The 13672-nt window shown below is 67.0% G+C and carries 9 protein-coding genes; 4 read left to right on the top strand and 5 right to left on the bottom strand.

The genetic code is table 11. The features are described from left to right. Positions 1-37 precede the first annotated feature (37 nt). Entirely contained in the window at positions 38-1948 is a 1911-nt protein-coding gene (gene quiC / locus RTW82_RS11125) for a 3-dehydroshikimate dehydratase QuiC (RefSeq protein WP_316925111.1), read from the bottom strand. 580 nt (positions 1949-2528) lie between these two features. On the opposite strand from quiC, the gene RTW82_RS11130 reads away from it, so the two are divergent. Both RTW82_RS11130 and RTW82_RS11135 read left to right on the top strand, forming a co-directional pair. Beyond that, complete coding sequence (locus tag RTW82_RS11130) at positions 2529-3905, top strand: MFS transporter (RefSeq protein ID WP_316925112.1); 1377 nt, start codon at positions 2529-2531, stop codon at positions 3903-3905. Positions 3906-4022: 117 nt separating this feature from the next. Continuing rightward, on the top strand, positions 4023-5285 hold the full coding sequence (locus tag RTW82_RS11135; protein WP_316925113.1) for an OprD family porin: 1263 nt from the start codon (positions 4023-4025) through the stop codon (positions 5283-5285). 943 nt (positions 5286-6228) lie between these two features. On the opposite strand, the gene lapD is transcribed toward RTW82_RS11135, so the two are convergent. The 4 genes from lapD to RTW82_RS11155 all read right to left on the bottom strand — a co-directional run bounded on the left by lapD (position 6229) and on the right by RTW82_RS11155 (position 9962). Next, entirely contained in the window at positions 6229-8184 is a 1956-nt protein-coding gene (gene lapD, locus RTW82_RS11140) for a cyclic di-GMP receptor LapD (protein ID WP_316925114.1), read from the bottom strand. 3 nt (positions 8185-8187) lie between these two features. Continuing rightward, entirely contained in the window at positions 8188-8874 is a 687-nt protein-coding gene (lapG, locus tag RTW82_RS11145; RefSeq protein ID WP_021221131.1) for a cysteine protease LapG, read from the bottom strand. An 85-nt stretch (positions 8875-8959) separates the two neighbouring features. Next, on the bottom strand, positions 8960-9361 hold the full coding sequence (locus RTW82_RS11150; RefSeq protein ID WP_316925115.1) for a YbaN family protein: 402 nt from the start codon (positions 9359-9361) through the stop codon (positions 8960-8962). Between the two features lie 13 nt (positions 9362-9374). Then, a complete protein-coding gene (locus RTW82_RS11155) occupies positions 9375-9962 on the bottom strand; it encodes a YecA family protein (RefSeq protein WP_184490723.1) in 588 nt (195 codons plus the stop codon). Between the two features lie 137 nt (positions 9963-10099). Between RTW82_RS11155 and recQ the strand changes: the two genes are divergently transcribed. Next, on the top strand, positions 10100-12232 hold the full coding sequence (gene recQ, locus RTW82_RS11160) for a DNA helicase RecQ (protein WP_316925116.1): 2133 nt from the start codon (positions 10100-10102) through the stop codon (positions 12230-12232). Between the two features lie 230 nt (positions 12233-12462). Next, positions 12463-13632 carry a diguanylate cyclase gene (locus tag RTW82_RS11165; RefSeq protein WP_316925117.1) on the top strand — a complete coding sequence of 390 codons (1170 nt, stop codon included), beginning with the start codon at positions 12463-12465 and terminating at the stop codon, positions 13630-13632. Positions 13633-13672 lie beyond the last annotated feature (40 nt).

Here is a 13672-nt window from a genome sequence, read left to right on the forward strand (position 1 = left end):
GTCGCCCCTGCGAAGGAAGCGCCGGCCCGCCCATCGGCTAGAGCTTCGCCTGGCGTGCGGTGCCACTGCGCGCCTTGGCCATGGCCGCCAGGCGCACCGCCACGTTGGCCGCGCCGTAGCCGGCATAGCCGCCCTTGCGCTGCAGCAATTCGAAGAAGAAGCGCCCCTCGAACGGCTCGGTGTAGACGTGGAACAGTTCGCCGCCCTGGGCGTCGCGATCGTAGAGCACGTTGTAGTAAGCCAGCTCGCTGAGGAACTCGTCGTCGAAGTCAAAGCGCGCGGCCAGGTCGTCGTAGTAGTTGAGCGGGATGTCCAGCAGCGGCACGCCGGCGTCCTTGGCCCGGGCGATCTCGGCGAACAGGTCGTCGCAGGCGAAGGCGATGTGGTGCACACCCGAGCCCCGGTAGCTGGACAGCGCGTGGGAGATGGCGGTGTTGCGGTTCTCCGAGATGTTCAGCGGCAGGCGCACGCTGCCGCAGCGGCTGCGCAGGGCGCGGCTCTTCACCAGGCCGTAGGGGTCGGGCAGCACCACCTCGTCGTCGGCCTCGAAATCCAGCAGCCCCTTGTAGAACAGCACCCAGCTGTCGAGGCTGTCGGCCGGCAGCGCCATGGCCATGTGGTCGATGCGCGTGAGGCTGCCGCTGGGCTGTGCGGCGGCGTCGAGGCGGAAGTCGCTGTCATAGATGGTCTGCCCCGGCGCGGAGGGTTCCACCAGGTAGATCAGGCTGCCATCCGGTGCGCGCACGGCGGGGATTTCCCGCTCGTTGGGGCCGACCAGGCCGCGGTAAGGCTGCCCGCGATAGGCCCGCGCCCGTTCCAGGGCCGAGGCGCTGTCGCCCACGCGCAGGGCGGTGGCGCAGAGGGACGGGCCATGGGCCTCGAAGAAGCCGTGGGCGAAGGAATAGGGTTCGGCATTGAGGACGATGTTGATATCGCCCTGGCGCAGCAGGCTGACGTCCTTGGAGCGATGCTGCCCGGCGCGGGCGAAGCCCAGGCGCTCCAGCCAGGTGGCCAGGCGCGCGCCCTGCTCGCCGTCCACGGCGAATTCGAGGAACTCCACACCGTCGTAGCGGCCGGCCGGCGGCGGCGCGAACAGCAGGTCGAGGTCGGCGGGCGGCGTCGGGTCCTGGCGCAGCAGGTCGCGGGTCTTCTCCTCCAGGTACAGCAGCGAACGCAGGCCGTCGGCGGCATTGGCCCGGGGCGGTGCGGCGCGGAAGCCGTCGTTGAAGATTTCCAGGGACAGCGGGCCGCGATAACCGCTGCGCAAGATGGGCGCGAGGAAGCCCGGCAGGTCGAACTCGCCCTGCCCGGGGAAGCAGCGGAAGTGGCGGCTCCACTCCAGCACGTCCATGGCCAGGATCGGCGCGTCGGCCATCTGCACGAAGAAGATCTTCTCGCCGGGAATCTCGGCGATGGCACGGGGATCGCCCTTGAGCGACAGGGTATGGAAGCTGTCGAGGATCACCCCGACGGCCGGGTGGTCGGCCTGGCGTACCAGGTTCCAGACCTGCTGCCAGGTGTTGACGTGGCGGCCCCAGGCCAGGGCCTCGTAGCCGATGCGCAGGCCGCGCGCGCCGGCGTGCTCGCCGAGCAGGCGCAGGTCGTCCACCAGGGTGCGCTCATCGCCCAGGGAATCGGCGGCGACGTTGCTGCACACCAGCACCAGGTCGGTGCCCAGCTCCTGCATCAGGTCGAACTTGCGTTCGGCGCGGTCGAGGTTCTTCTGCAAGCGGTCGCGGCGGCAGCCCTCGAAGTCGCGGAACGGCTGGAACAGGGTGATGGCGAGCCCGAGGTCGGCGCACAGCTGGCGCACTTCACGGGGGCTGCCGGCGTAGTAGAGAAGGTCGTTCTCGAAGATCTCCACACCGTCGAAACCGGCGGCGGCGATGGCTTCGAGCTTTTCCGGCAGGGTGCCGCTCAATGAGACGGTGGCAATCGAACGCTGCATGCTTCAGCTCCTGATCGAGGGCGCCGGCTCTGCGGTCGGCGGCAGGGGTGGTCGCCGCGAGTCCCGACCCGAGGTCGGAGGATTTTGCGCGGCAGCCGTAGCGCAATCGATTATTCGTAGCTAAAGTCCGCCCAGCAATTGAAATGTACGAACTGGTTAGTTTTGCGTTCGATTACCGAACAGAAGGCCGGTTATCGAATTGACGGTATTTCGCTCACTGCGCAACCATCTTCACCACATTGCAACCCGCCGTCGGCACAGCCTGCTGAAAACGCCACGGCAAAACGCAATCGAAACCCAGCGTCACCACATAACAATTTCAAGAATCGGGTAAATCCTCATGCTCACTCCAAGCCGCCTCACCGCACTCCTCCCCCCGCCAGCCCCGGCGCGACTCGAACCCCGGGCGCGAACAGCCTAGCCATCCCCGGCAGCACTCCCCGAACCAGACCGGTCAACCCGGCACGTGCCCCCGAGGGCACCACCAGTCCGGCCAAGCCTGCGTGCACCTCATTCGACCCGGCACACTACCGGTCGAGCCCGCTTGCCCGGCGTACAGACAAGAACAACGGAGACAACGATGGCTACTCCCTCAAGCTCCCAAGCCAAGAAAGCAACTGCCAGCGGGTGGATAGGCTCCGCCCTCGAGTACTACGACTTCTTCATCTACGCCCAGGCAGCGGCGCTGATCTTCCCGCAGATCTTCTTCCCCTCCACCGACCCGAAGATCGCCATCGTCGCCTCGCTGGCCACCTACGGCGTCGGCTACCTGGCGCGCCCCATCGGCGCCTTCGTGCTCGGCCACTGGGGCGACACCCGCGGCCGCAAGAACGTGTTGCTGCTGTGCATGTTCCTCATGGGCATCTCCACCATGGCCGTGGGCCTGCTGCCCACCTACCACGACATCGGCATCCTCGCGCCGGTGCTGCTGGTGGTGCTGCGCCTGATCCAGGGCTTCGCCGTGGCCGGGGAAATCTCCGGGGCCAGCTCGATGATCATGGAGCACGCGCCCTTCGGCCGGCGTGGCTATTACGCCAGCTTCACCCTGCAGGGCGTGCAGGCCGGCCAGGTGATGGCCGCCGCGGTGTTCCTGCCACTGGCCTACTTCATGCCCAGCGATGCCTTCAATGAATGGGGCTGGCGCATTCCCTTCCTGCTCAGCGCCTTGGTGCTGGTGGCCGGCTACATCATCCGCCGCGAAGTCCACGAGACCCCGGCCTTCGTCAACGAGGAGGCGCAGCAGAAGGTCGCCAAGTCGCCGGTCACCGAGGCCTTCCGCCACAGCTGGAAGAACATGATCCTGGTCACCTTCATGGCCCTGATGAACGTCATCCCGGTGGTGGCCACCATCTTCGGCGCCGCCTACGCGGTGCAGCCGGCCTACGGCATCGGCTTCGACAAGAGCGTCTACCTGTGGATTCCGGTGGTGGGCAACATAGTCGCGGTGCTGGTCATCCCCTTCGTCGGCAACCTCTCCGACAGGATCGGCCGCCGCCCGACCATGATCACCGGCGCCCTGGGCTCCGGCCTGCTGGCCTTCGCCTACCTCTACGCCATCAGCATCCAGAACGTGCCCCTGGCCTTCTGCATGTCGATCCTCATGTGGGGCATGGTCTACCAGGGCTACAACGCGGTGTTCCCGAGCTTCTACCCGGAACTGTTCCAGACCCGCTACCGCGTCTCGGCCATGGCCATCTCGCAGAACATCGGCACCATGTTCACCGCCATGCTGCCGGCGCTGTTCGCCGCCGTCGCCCCGCCCGGCTCGGACAACGTCCCGGTGATCGTCGGCAGCCTGGCCTTCGCCATCACCTGCATCTGCGCCCTCGCCGCCTACCTGGCGCCCGAGACCTACCGCCTGGGCATGGAGGACCTCGGCAAGCCCGACGCCAAGCCCATGGACAAGACCCAGTACGACAGCAGCCGCGAAAACAGCCTGCGCGTCGCCAGCCACTGACGCCCCCGGGGCTCCTCCGGGGCCCCGCACTCACCTGCACCACTCAACGCCTTTCGCGCCACGGCGCGAGACGGCTTCGCCATGCCTGAAAACAACAAGCAAAGAGGCACGATCACCATGCAACAGCCGCATCGCAACCGCCTTTCCCACGCCCGCCTGCCGCTGGCCGTCGCCCTGGCACTAAGCGCCGGCGCCGTATCTGCCGAGCCCGGCTTAGTCGAAGACGCCACGGCCACCCTGACGGCGCGCAACTTCTACATGAACCGCAATTTCGTCGGCGGCACCACCCAGGCCCAGGCCGAGGAATGGACCCAGAGCTTCATCCTCGACGCCCGCTCCGGCTTCACCCAGGGGCCGGTGGGTTTCGGTGTCGACGTGCTCGGCCTGTATGCCCTCAAGCTCGACGGTGGCAAGGGCACCCGGGGCACCCAGCTGCTGCCGGTGCATGACGATGGCCGCCCCGCCGACGACTTCGGCCGCCTCGGCGTGGCCGGCAAGATGCGCCTGTCGAAGACCGAGCTGAAGGTCGGCGAATGGATGCCGGTGCTGCCCATCCTGCGTTCCGACGACGGCCGCTCCCTGCCGCAGACCTTCGAAGGCGCCCAGCTGACCTCCAAGGAGTTCGACGGCCTGACCCTCTACGCCGGCCAGTTCCGCGGCAACAGCCCGCGCAACGACGCCAGCATGGAAGACATGTCCCTCAACGGCCGCGCGGCCTTCACCTCGGACCGCTTCGACTTCGCCGGCGGCGAATACGCCTTCAACCAGGGCCGCACCCTGCTCGGCGCCTGGCACGCCCGACTGGAGGACATCTACCAGCAGAACTACCTGCAACTGACCCACAGCCAGCCCCTCGGCGACTGGACCCTGGGCGCCAACATCGGCTGGTTCAACGGCAAGGAAGACGGCAGCGCCCTGGCCGGCGACCTGGACAACCGCACCTGGTCCGGCCTGTTCTCGGCGAAGATCGGCGGCAACACCTTCTACCTCGGCCTGCAGAAGGTCAGCGGCGACGATGCCTGGATGCGCGTCAACGGCACCAGCGGCGGCACCCTGGCCAACGACAGCTACAACTCCAGCTACGAGAACGCCAAGGAAAAGTCCTGGCAGCTGCGCCACGACTACAACTTCGTCGCCCTCGGCATCCCCGGCCTGACCCTGATGAACCGCTACATCCACGGCTCCAACGTGCACACCGGCAGCGTCACCGACGGCAAGGAATGGGGCCGCGAAAGCGAACTCGCCTACGTGGTGCAGTCCGGCACCTTCAAGAGCCTGGCGGTGAAATGGCGGAACTCCAGCCAGCGCCGCGACTGGGGCAACACCAACAGCTTCGACGAGAACCGCCTGATCGTCAGCTACCCGTTCTCGCTGCTCTGAAACCCCGCTTCATCCTCGTAGCTGCAGCCCCTCGCCCGTCCTTGTGACGGGCTTTTTTGTAGGAGCGAATTCATTCGCGATGGAGTGTCCGGCCATCCACAGCCAGGTGCCGGCGGAAGGTCTTTCGCGGCTGAAGCCGCTCCCACAGGGGGCTGCGCCACCGTGCCCGATCAAAACCACCACCGGTGCGTAGGGTGGATGACGCTCTTTTCATCCACCAAGGGGAGTGGCCGGGACGCACGGTGTCAGGCAGCCCTGCGGCCTGCTTGGCGAATGAATTGGCTCTATCTGCGTTAGCTGTTGTGGTTTTAATGCAGGCGCTCAAGCACGGTGCTTTCCGGGCACCAAAGGATTTCTGCCATCGCCACCGCATGGGTTTCGCTTCGCTCTACACCATCCTACTAAAGCCCGTGCGCACCTCGTGGCGATGTGCTGGACGAAGAAAGTTGGAGCAGCCGCCAACGCCCCTCCAGGAGGCCGAACGCAGTCGTTGCGCCGGGGGACGAGCGGCATGGATGCCGCGAGAGGCGCGCCAGGCCATGGATGGCCCATCGCGCCGGCCCCCAGAGCAACGATGGAGTGAGGGAACCCGACGCAGTCGGGCCGGATGATGGGGCAAGTTTTTTGGTGGCCATGGATGGCCCATCGCGCCGGCCCCCAGAGCAACGATGGAGTGAGGGAACCCGACGCAGTCGGGCCGGATGATGGGGCAAGCCCTTTTGGTTCCTTTTAAGTGGTTCGGCATCCCGACGACTGAGAAAAGGGACTCGCCCGGGTGGCCGAAACCAGAAACATCACCAGAGCTCGGCAATCAGCTGGACTCAAATCCTCTAGCAACACTTAACGCAGACATAGCCAATTCATTCGCGAAAAGGGCTGGGCCGGGTGCCTGGGTTTTCGCGGTTGAAACCGCTCCCACGGGTGCGCCGCCGGCCAACACTCATCAGGCCTGGGTTTCGCTCCAGGGGGCGGGGGGCCCGATGAGGCGGCCCATGGCGCCCTGGATGCCCAGCTCGCCGAGCACGGCCAGCTCGCCCGGGGTTTCCACCATCTCGGCGATCAATGGCAGGTCGATGCTGTTGGTGGCACGGTACATCGCTTCGATGAACATGCGCTTGTCGTTCTCCTGGTCGATGGCGCGGATGTAGGTGCCGTCGATCTTCAGGTAGGCCAGCCCCAGGTGGGTGAGGTTGCCGATCAGGCTGAAGCGCCCGCCGAAGTGTTGCAGGCCGAGGTGGAAGCCGGCTTCGCGTACCGCCTGGCTGAGCTGCTCCAGGGCGGCCGGGGGCGGCAGGAAGCGCTCGTCCACTTCCAGGGTCATCAGGTCGGCGTGCTGCGGGTGGGCGCGGAGCATGGCGAGCAGGCGTTCCTGGCTGGCGGGCTCGCGCAGGGTGGCGGCGGAGAGGCTCAGGGCCAGCGGCTCGGGGTGCTGCTCCAGGTGGGTGAGGGTGTGTTCGAGCATCGCCAGGTCGAAGCGCGCGGCCCAGCCCAGGCGTTCGATCCAGGGCAGGAAGCGGCCGGCGGCCACGGCTTCGCCCTGCGGGTCGAGCAGGCGCGCGAGGACCTTGCGGTGCAACAGCTTGCCGGTATCGGCGCAGTCGGCCACGGGCTGGAAGTAGAGCTGCAGCTTGCCTTGCTGCAGGGCTTCGTCGATCCATGCGCGCCAGCTGTGCAGGCCCTGATTGGGCGCGGCCTGGTAGTCGTCGAGGCGTTCCCAGGGATGTGTCGGGTTGCTTTGTGCCTGGGCCAGGGCCTGGTCGGCGCGGCCGATGACGCTGGCGGCGTCCTCGCCGGGGCGGAAGGCGGCGATGCCCAGGTGGGCCACCGGGGTGCAGTCGCTGGCGCCGGTGCTGCGCAGGCTTTCCAGGGCGTCGCTGAGGCTTTGGGCGAGGAGGTCGGCGTCGTCGTTGACCAGGCCGGGGGCGAGCAGGGTGAATTCACCGCCCCGGCTGCGGGCGGCCAGCCAGTCGGGGTTGCCGCGGTCTTCCAGGACTTTCTTCAGCAGTTCGCCGATCTCGCCGATCAGGGCGTCGGTGCGCTGGCCGCCGAGGCGCTGGTTGAGGCCGCCGAGGTCGTTGACCCGCAGCAGCACTAGGTAGCCGGCGGCGTTCTGCTCGGCCACGGCCAGTTGGTTGCCCAGGCGGATGTCGAACTGACGGCGGTTGGCCAGGCCGGTGAGGCTGTCCTGGTAGGCCTCTTCGCGCAGCTTCTCGCTGCGCGCGGCTTCTTCGGCGAAGAGGGTCTTGAGCTTGTCGACCATCTGGTTCATGGCCAGCACCACGCGCTTGAGCTCGGGGGTGCGCGGCACCTTGGGCAGGGTGAGGAACTCGCGGCGGCTGATGGCCTGGGCCTGCTGCACCATGTTGTCCAGCGGGCGCAGTTGGGGGCGCAGGAGGAAGCCGCCGAGCACGGCGCTGACCAGCCCGCAGAGCAGCAGCCAGAGCAGGCTGCCGATGGCGCTGTCCCACAGTTTGGCCAGGGCGAATTGCGGGTGGCTGAGCACCTCGACCCGCGCGGCCTGTTCCCAGCCGCGCATGATCAGGGCGTCGCCGCCCTGGGCGCGCAGGTCGACCAGCTTCACGAACCAGGCGGGTACCTTTTCCGAGGTCGGGTCGGCCTGGCGTTCGACGATGACCTTCTCGTCGGCGATGTTGACCACGCGGATGCGCGCGAAGTAGCCGCTGTCGAAGATCGAGCTGACCATCAGCTCGATCATCGCCGGGTCGTCCACGTGGGGCGTCATGGACAGGGCAAGGGCGGTGGCGGCGTCCTGGGCGTGGGAGCGCAACTGGCTGCGTAGCTGTTCCCGGGAGCTTTCCACCCCGGCGAGGAAGCTGCCGGTGAATGCCACCACCAGGAACAGGCAGATCGCCAGAAACAGCTGCTTGAGTAACGACATCGTCTATCCCTCTCCAATGGCGAAGCCTTCGGCGCGCATCTTTTGCAGGATGTCCTGCCAGCGCGAAAGCTTCTTGCTGTCACCACTGCGCTTGCCGGCGGTGTACAGGCCTTCGGCGTTGAAGGCGTACACGGGCAGCAGGTCCTTGCGTTGCGAGGCCGGCCTTATTTCGCCGATCAGGTTGTCCAGCACCAGCGGGTCTGAGCTGGGGCTGGCGTAGTAGGTGAGCACCATGTGCGCCTGGTTGTAGTTGAGCGCCTTGACGTAGGTGATGCGCAGCTTCTCGGACGGGATGCCGAGCCGGCGCAGGGTGAAGTACTTGGCGATGGAGTAGTCCTCGCAGTCGCCGGCGCCCTTGACCAGGGCTTCGACGGGGGTGGCCCAGTAGTCGTTCTGGCCCCAGTTGCGCTGGTCGTCGACGAAGCGCAGCTGGCGATTGAAGAAGCGATTGACGGCGGCGAGCTTGTCTTTCTCCGGCAATGCGCCGCTGCCGTCGATCAGCACGCTCCAGGCTTCGATGCGTTCCTTGGCGGTGCCGAGGCTGCCGTAGCGCTTCTGCGCGTTTTGCAGGATCAGGCCGAAATCCCAGTTGGCGGCGACCGCCGAGACCAGCAGGCAGGCGAGCAGGGCCAGCCACGTCGTCCGTGGCCGTCCTTGCTTCGCTTTCGCACGCCGCCCTAGCCGCATCATCAGGGTCTCCGCCCTTGGATCAGTGCAGTCTAGGTGGTGGTCGGGCTTTTTGCCGGTGGGCTTGGGCGATGTTTCGGGGCGGGCTTCAGCCGCGGTCCAGGGTCTTCTGGCGCAGGATGTAGACGGTGACCAGCACGGCGCTGGTGAGCATGAAGCCGCGCGCCCAGGGCAGGGGCACGAGGTAGCAGGAGAAGGCGATGCTGACCCACATCAGGCCGATGGCGTAGACCTTGCCCTTGAGCGGGATGCCGTTGCCTTCGAGGTAGTCCCTGATCCAGGGGCCGAGGTGCTTGTGGTTGACCAGCCAGAGGTAGAACCGCTGCGAACTGCGTACGAAACAGGCCGCGGCGAGGAGGAGGAAGGGCGTGGTCGGCAGCACCGGCAGGAAGATGCCGATCACACCCAGGGCGACGGCGAGCCAGCCGACCGCCAGCAGTACGTAGCGTACTGCCGGGTTGCGGCTCTGGCGGATGTCACCGTGCGCCATCAGCGCGACCTGCTCAGTGGCTGCGGGGCTTGAGCAGTGCGGGTTTCTCTTCGGGGGCGTTGCAGAGCAGGAACAGGGCGGTCAGCAGCTCGGGGATCTGCTCGATCATCTCGTCGACCAGGTTGCGGTCGGCGGCGATGTCGGCGAACTCGGGCTGCTCGTCGAACAGGCCGGAGCCGACCATGATCGGCAGCAGCAGCTCGCTGACTTCCTCTTCGGATTCCTCGAACCACACGGCCTCGCGCAGGAACACGCCTTCCATGAAGCCGATGCACCAGCCGCGCAGGTCGGAGTCGTCCGGGTCATCGCCCAGGTCGAGGTCGCAGGGCATCTCCGGGTCTTCGTCGCTGGCCAGCTGGCGGGCGATGTGGGCCTTGAGCAGCAGCAGGGTGGCTTCGATCTCCTCACGCTCGGCGTCGCTGCGGTAATGCGGCGGCTCGGCGAACAGGGCGTCGATCCACTCACGCTCCGGAACCGGGTCCGGGCAGATGGACAGTGCGGTCAGGTAGCCATGGGCGGCCACGTAGTCCAAGGCTTCTTCGTGCAGGTCATCGGCATCGAGGAAGGCTTGCAGGCGGGACAATTGCTCAGCGAAGGACATCGTGGGACTACCTAAGAGGATTAAACGAGGGTGGATTCTAGTCGAGTGCGAAGCCCGCGGCAAAAGCGCTCCCGATGGGCGAAGGCTTCCCCGGGCGTTTGCTGACGTATAATGCCCGGCTTCATTCGGAGACCCGCATGCTCGACCACGCCCAGCGCATCCTCAAAGACGTATTCGGCTATGACGCCTTCCGTGGCCACCAGGCGGCGATCATCGACCGCGTGGCCAAAGGCGGCGACGTGCTGGTGCTAATGCCCACCGGCGGCGGCAAGTCGCTGTGCTTCCAGGTGCCGGCGTTGCTGCGCGACGGCCTGGCGGTGGTGGTTTCGCCGCTGATCGCGCTGATGGAGGACCAGGTCGCCACCCTTGACGAGCTCGGCGTGGCCGCCGTGGCGCTCAACTCGACCCTGAGCAACGACGAGCAGCGCGACATCGCCGACCGCATCCGCCGGGGCGAGATCAAGATGCTCTACCTGGCCCCCGAGCGCCTGGTGCAGCCGCGCATGCTGGCCTTCCTCGAGCGCCTGGACATCGCCCTGTTCGCCATCGACGAAGCCCACTGCGTTTCCCAGTGGGGCCATGACTTCCGCCCCGAATACCTGCAACTGGGCCAGCTCGCCGAGCTGTTCCCCAATGTGCCGCGCATCGCCCTGACCGCCACGGCGGACATGCGCACCCGCGAGGAGATCGTCCAGCGCCTGCACCTGCAGGATGCCGAGCGCTTCCTGTCGAGCTTCGACCGGCCGAACATCTTTTATCGCATCGTCGCCAAGGACAACCCGCGCAAGCAGCTGCTGGGCTTCCTCACCGAACGCCGTGGCGACGCCGGCATCGTCTATTGCCTGTCGCGCAAGAAGGTCGACGAGGTCGCGGCCTTCCTTTCCGAGCAGGGCTACCCGGCGCTGCCGTACCACGCGGGCCTGCCCAGCGACCTGCGCGCCTACCACCAGAAGCGCTTCCTCAACGAGGAAGGGCTGATCATGGTGGCGACCATCGCCTTCGGTATGGGCATCGACAAGCCCAACGTGCGCTTCGTCGCCCACCTGGACCTGCCCAAGTCCCTGGAAGCCTATTACCAGGAGACCGGCCGCGCCGGCCGTGATGGCCTGCCCGCCGATGCCTGGATGGCCTACGGGCTGCAGGACGTGCTGCTGCTCAAGCAGATGCTCAACAACTCCGAGGGCGACGAACGCCACAAGCGCATCGAGCAGCACAAGCTCGACGCCATGCTGGCCCTGTGCGAGGAAATCCGCTGCCGTCGCCAGGCGCTGCTGGCCTACTTCGACGAAGAGCTGCCCCAGCCCTGCGGCCATTGCGACATCTGCGTCGACGGCGTGCAGACCTGGGACGCCACCGAGCCCGCGCGCCAGGCGCTGTCGGCCATCTACCGCAGCGGCCAGCGCTACGGCGTCGGTCACCTGGTCGACCTGCTGCTGGGTCGCGACAACGAGAAGGTCCGCGCTTCGGGCCACCAACACCTGTCTGTTTTTGGTATGGGCAAGGCGCTGTCCGAAGGGGAGTGGCGCACGCTGTTCCGCCAACTGGTCGCCCGTGGCCTGGCCGATGTCGACCTCGACGGTTTCGGCGGCCTGCGCCTGACCGATGCCTGCCGCCCGCTGCTGCGTGGCGAGGTGAGCCTGCAACTGCGCCGGGACATTTCCACCAAGGCGCCGAAGCCCGCCGCCAGCGCCGCCAGCCAACTGGTGCGGGGCGAGGAGCGCGAGCAGTGGGAAGCCCTGCGCGCCCTGCGTCGCAAGCTTGCCGAAGAGCACAGCGTGCCGCCCTATGTGATTTTCCCCGACGCCACCTTGCTGGAAATGCTGCGCAGCCAGCCGAGCACCCTGGCGGAGATGGCGCGGGTCAGTGGCGTGGGCGCGCGCAAGCTGGAGCGCTACGGCGAGGCCTTCCTCGATGTGCTCAACGGTGGCGCCGAAGCCGCGCCAGCCCCGCGCGCGGTGGCCGACCTGCGCCACGAACTGGTGAGCCTGGCCCGCGCCGGCATGACCCCGGCGCAGATCGCTCGCCAGCTCGACTGCACCGAGAAGAACGTCTACAGCCTGCTGGCCGAGGCCATCAGCGAGCAGCAACTGAGCCTGGAACAGGCCCTGGACCTGCCCGAAGCGATGCTCGGCGAGGTGCAGGACGCCTTCCTCGATGGCGAGGGCGAGCTGCCCAGCGTCGCCCAGGTTGCCGAGATGCTCGGCGGCAAGGTGCCGGAAGGCGTGCTGCATTGCGTGCGTGCCGCGCTGCAGGCGGAATTCGAATCCTGAGTGGAGGGGCACGGCCCCTCGTGACCCCTCCGGCCTCTTGTGGCCGATTCCGCCTGCTACTAATGTGCAACAAGGCTTCCGGCCGGCGATGTGAGGTCGCCGCCGGTGCCGTGAGGGTCAGGGCCGTGAGGGCGATTCGTCTACGTGAGGTAGGCGGCGATGTACTCCTGTCCTGACGCTGCAAGGCCGGGCGCGGCAGTAGGTCCCGGCTCAAATAAGAAGAGGTGGCAGTGTCGACACTCAACGCCTGGCTGGACGAAGTGCGCCCGAATCCCTATGCCGACCAGCTCGCCCTGGGCTTCCGGCAACTGCGTTTCGTCCGACCGCTGGAACAGGAATACCGCAACTACTTCCTCGAGCAGACCTTCGACCTCAAGCGCATCGCGCTGCTGATCGGGCTGCCCATCTGGCTGGCCTTCGCCTTTCTCGATTTCCACCTGATCGCCAGCGCCGAACGCTGGTGGATGCTTGCCGTGCGCCTGGGGGTGCTGGTGCTGCTGGTGGTCTGCGGCTTGCTGATCCTGCAGCGGCGCCATGTTCATCTGCTGGTGCCCCTGAGCCTGGTGTGCGTCAGCGCCCTGGGCGTGGGGGCGGCGGCGGTGGTGGCCATCGCCCATCGGGTCGACCCGTCATTCCCCTATGAAGGCCTGCTGCTGGTGTGCATGGCGGCCTATTTCGTGGTGGGCCTGCGCCTGGGCGAAGCGCTGTTGGTGTCACTGCTGATCCTGGTGGCCTACGTGGCGCTGGAGCTCTGGGCCGGGTTGCCCTGGCCGCGCCTGGTCAACAACCTGCTGTTCCTGGTGTTCGGCAACCTGGTGGGGGCGGTGGGCTGCTACCTGCTGGAGTTCAAGTCGCGGGAGCACTTCCTCGTCAGCCGGCTGATGCGGGTACTGGCCGAGCACGACAGCCTCACCGGGCTGCATAACCGGCGCAGCTTCAACCGCCAGTTGGAGCGCGTCTGGCGCCAGGCCCAGCGCGAGGGGCTGCCGCTGGCGCTGATGCTCTGCGATGTCGACCACTTCAAGGCCTACAACGACCTCTACGGCCACCAAGGCGGCGACCACGCCCTGCAGCGGGTGGCGGGGGTGCTGGAAGATGCCGCGCGACGGCCGCTGGACATGGCGGTGCGCCTGGGGGGTGAGGAGTTCGCGGTGCTGCTCTATGGCACGCCGGAAGCGGAGGCGCGGCAGTGCGCGGAGAACGTGCGCGCGGCCCTGGAGGGCCTGGCGATCCGCCACGAGGGCTCGCAGGTGGCCGAGGTGCTGACGATGTCCATCGGCCTGGCCTGCATCTTCCCGGGCAACGACATGCCCCTGGGCCAGCTGTACGAACTCTACGAGCACGCCGACCGCGCGCTCTACGAGGCCAAGGCGTTCGGGCGTAACCAGGTGGTGGCGTAGTTCGTCGCTCGCGGTGGCGCGCTGCGTGACTGCGTGCCCT

This window comes from Pseudomonas sp. zfem005 (assembly GCF_032621735.1).
Classification (GTDB): Bacteria; Pseudomonadota; Gammaproteobacteria; order Pseudomonadales; family Pseudomonadaceae; genus Metapseudomonas; species Metapseudomonas solani.

What these genes read in the sequence shown, in the direction of transcription:
- quiC (WP_316925111.1), bottom strand. Translation starts at nt 1,948, where the DNA reads ATGCAGCGTTCGATTGCCACCGTCTCATTGAGCGGCACCCTGCCGGAA.
- RTW82_RS11130 (WP_316925112.1), top strand. Translation starts at nt 2,529, where the DNA reads ATGGCTACTCCCTCAAGCTCCCAAGCCAAGAAAGCAACTGCCAGCGGG.
- RTW82_RS11135 (WP_316925113.1), top strand. Translation starts at nt 4,023, where the DNA reads ATGCAACAGCCGCATCGCAACCGCCTTTCCCACGCCCGCCTGCCGCTG.
- lapD (WP_316925114.1), bottom strand. Translation starts at nt 8,184, where the DNA reads ATGTCGTTACTCAAGCAGCTGTTTCTGGCGATCTGCCTGTTCCTGGTG.
- lapG (WP_021221131.1), bottom strand. Translation starts at nt 8,874, where the DNA reads ATGATGCGGCTAGGGCGGCGTGCGAAAGCGAAGCAAGGACGGCCACGG.
- RTW82_RS11150 (WP_316925115.1), bottom strand. Translation starts at nt 9,361, where the DNA reads ATGGCGCACGGTGACATCCGCCAGAGCCGCAACCCGGCAGTACGCTAC.
- RTW82_RS11155 (WP_184490723.1), bottom strand. Translation starts at nt 9,962, where the DNA reads ATGTCCTTCGCTGAGCAATTGTCCCGCCTGCAAGCCTTCCTCGATGCC.
- recQ (WP_316925116.1), top strand. Translation starts at nt 10,100, where the DNA reads ATGCTCGACCACGCCCAGCGCATCCTCAAAGACGTATTCGGCTATGAC.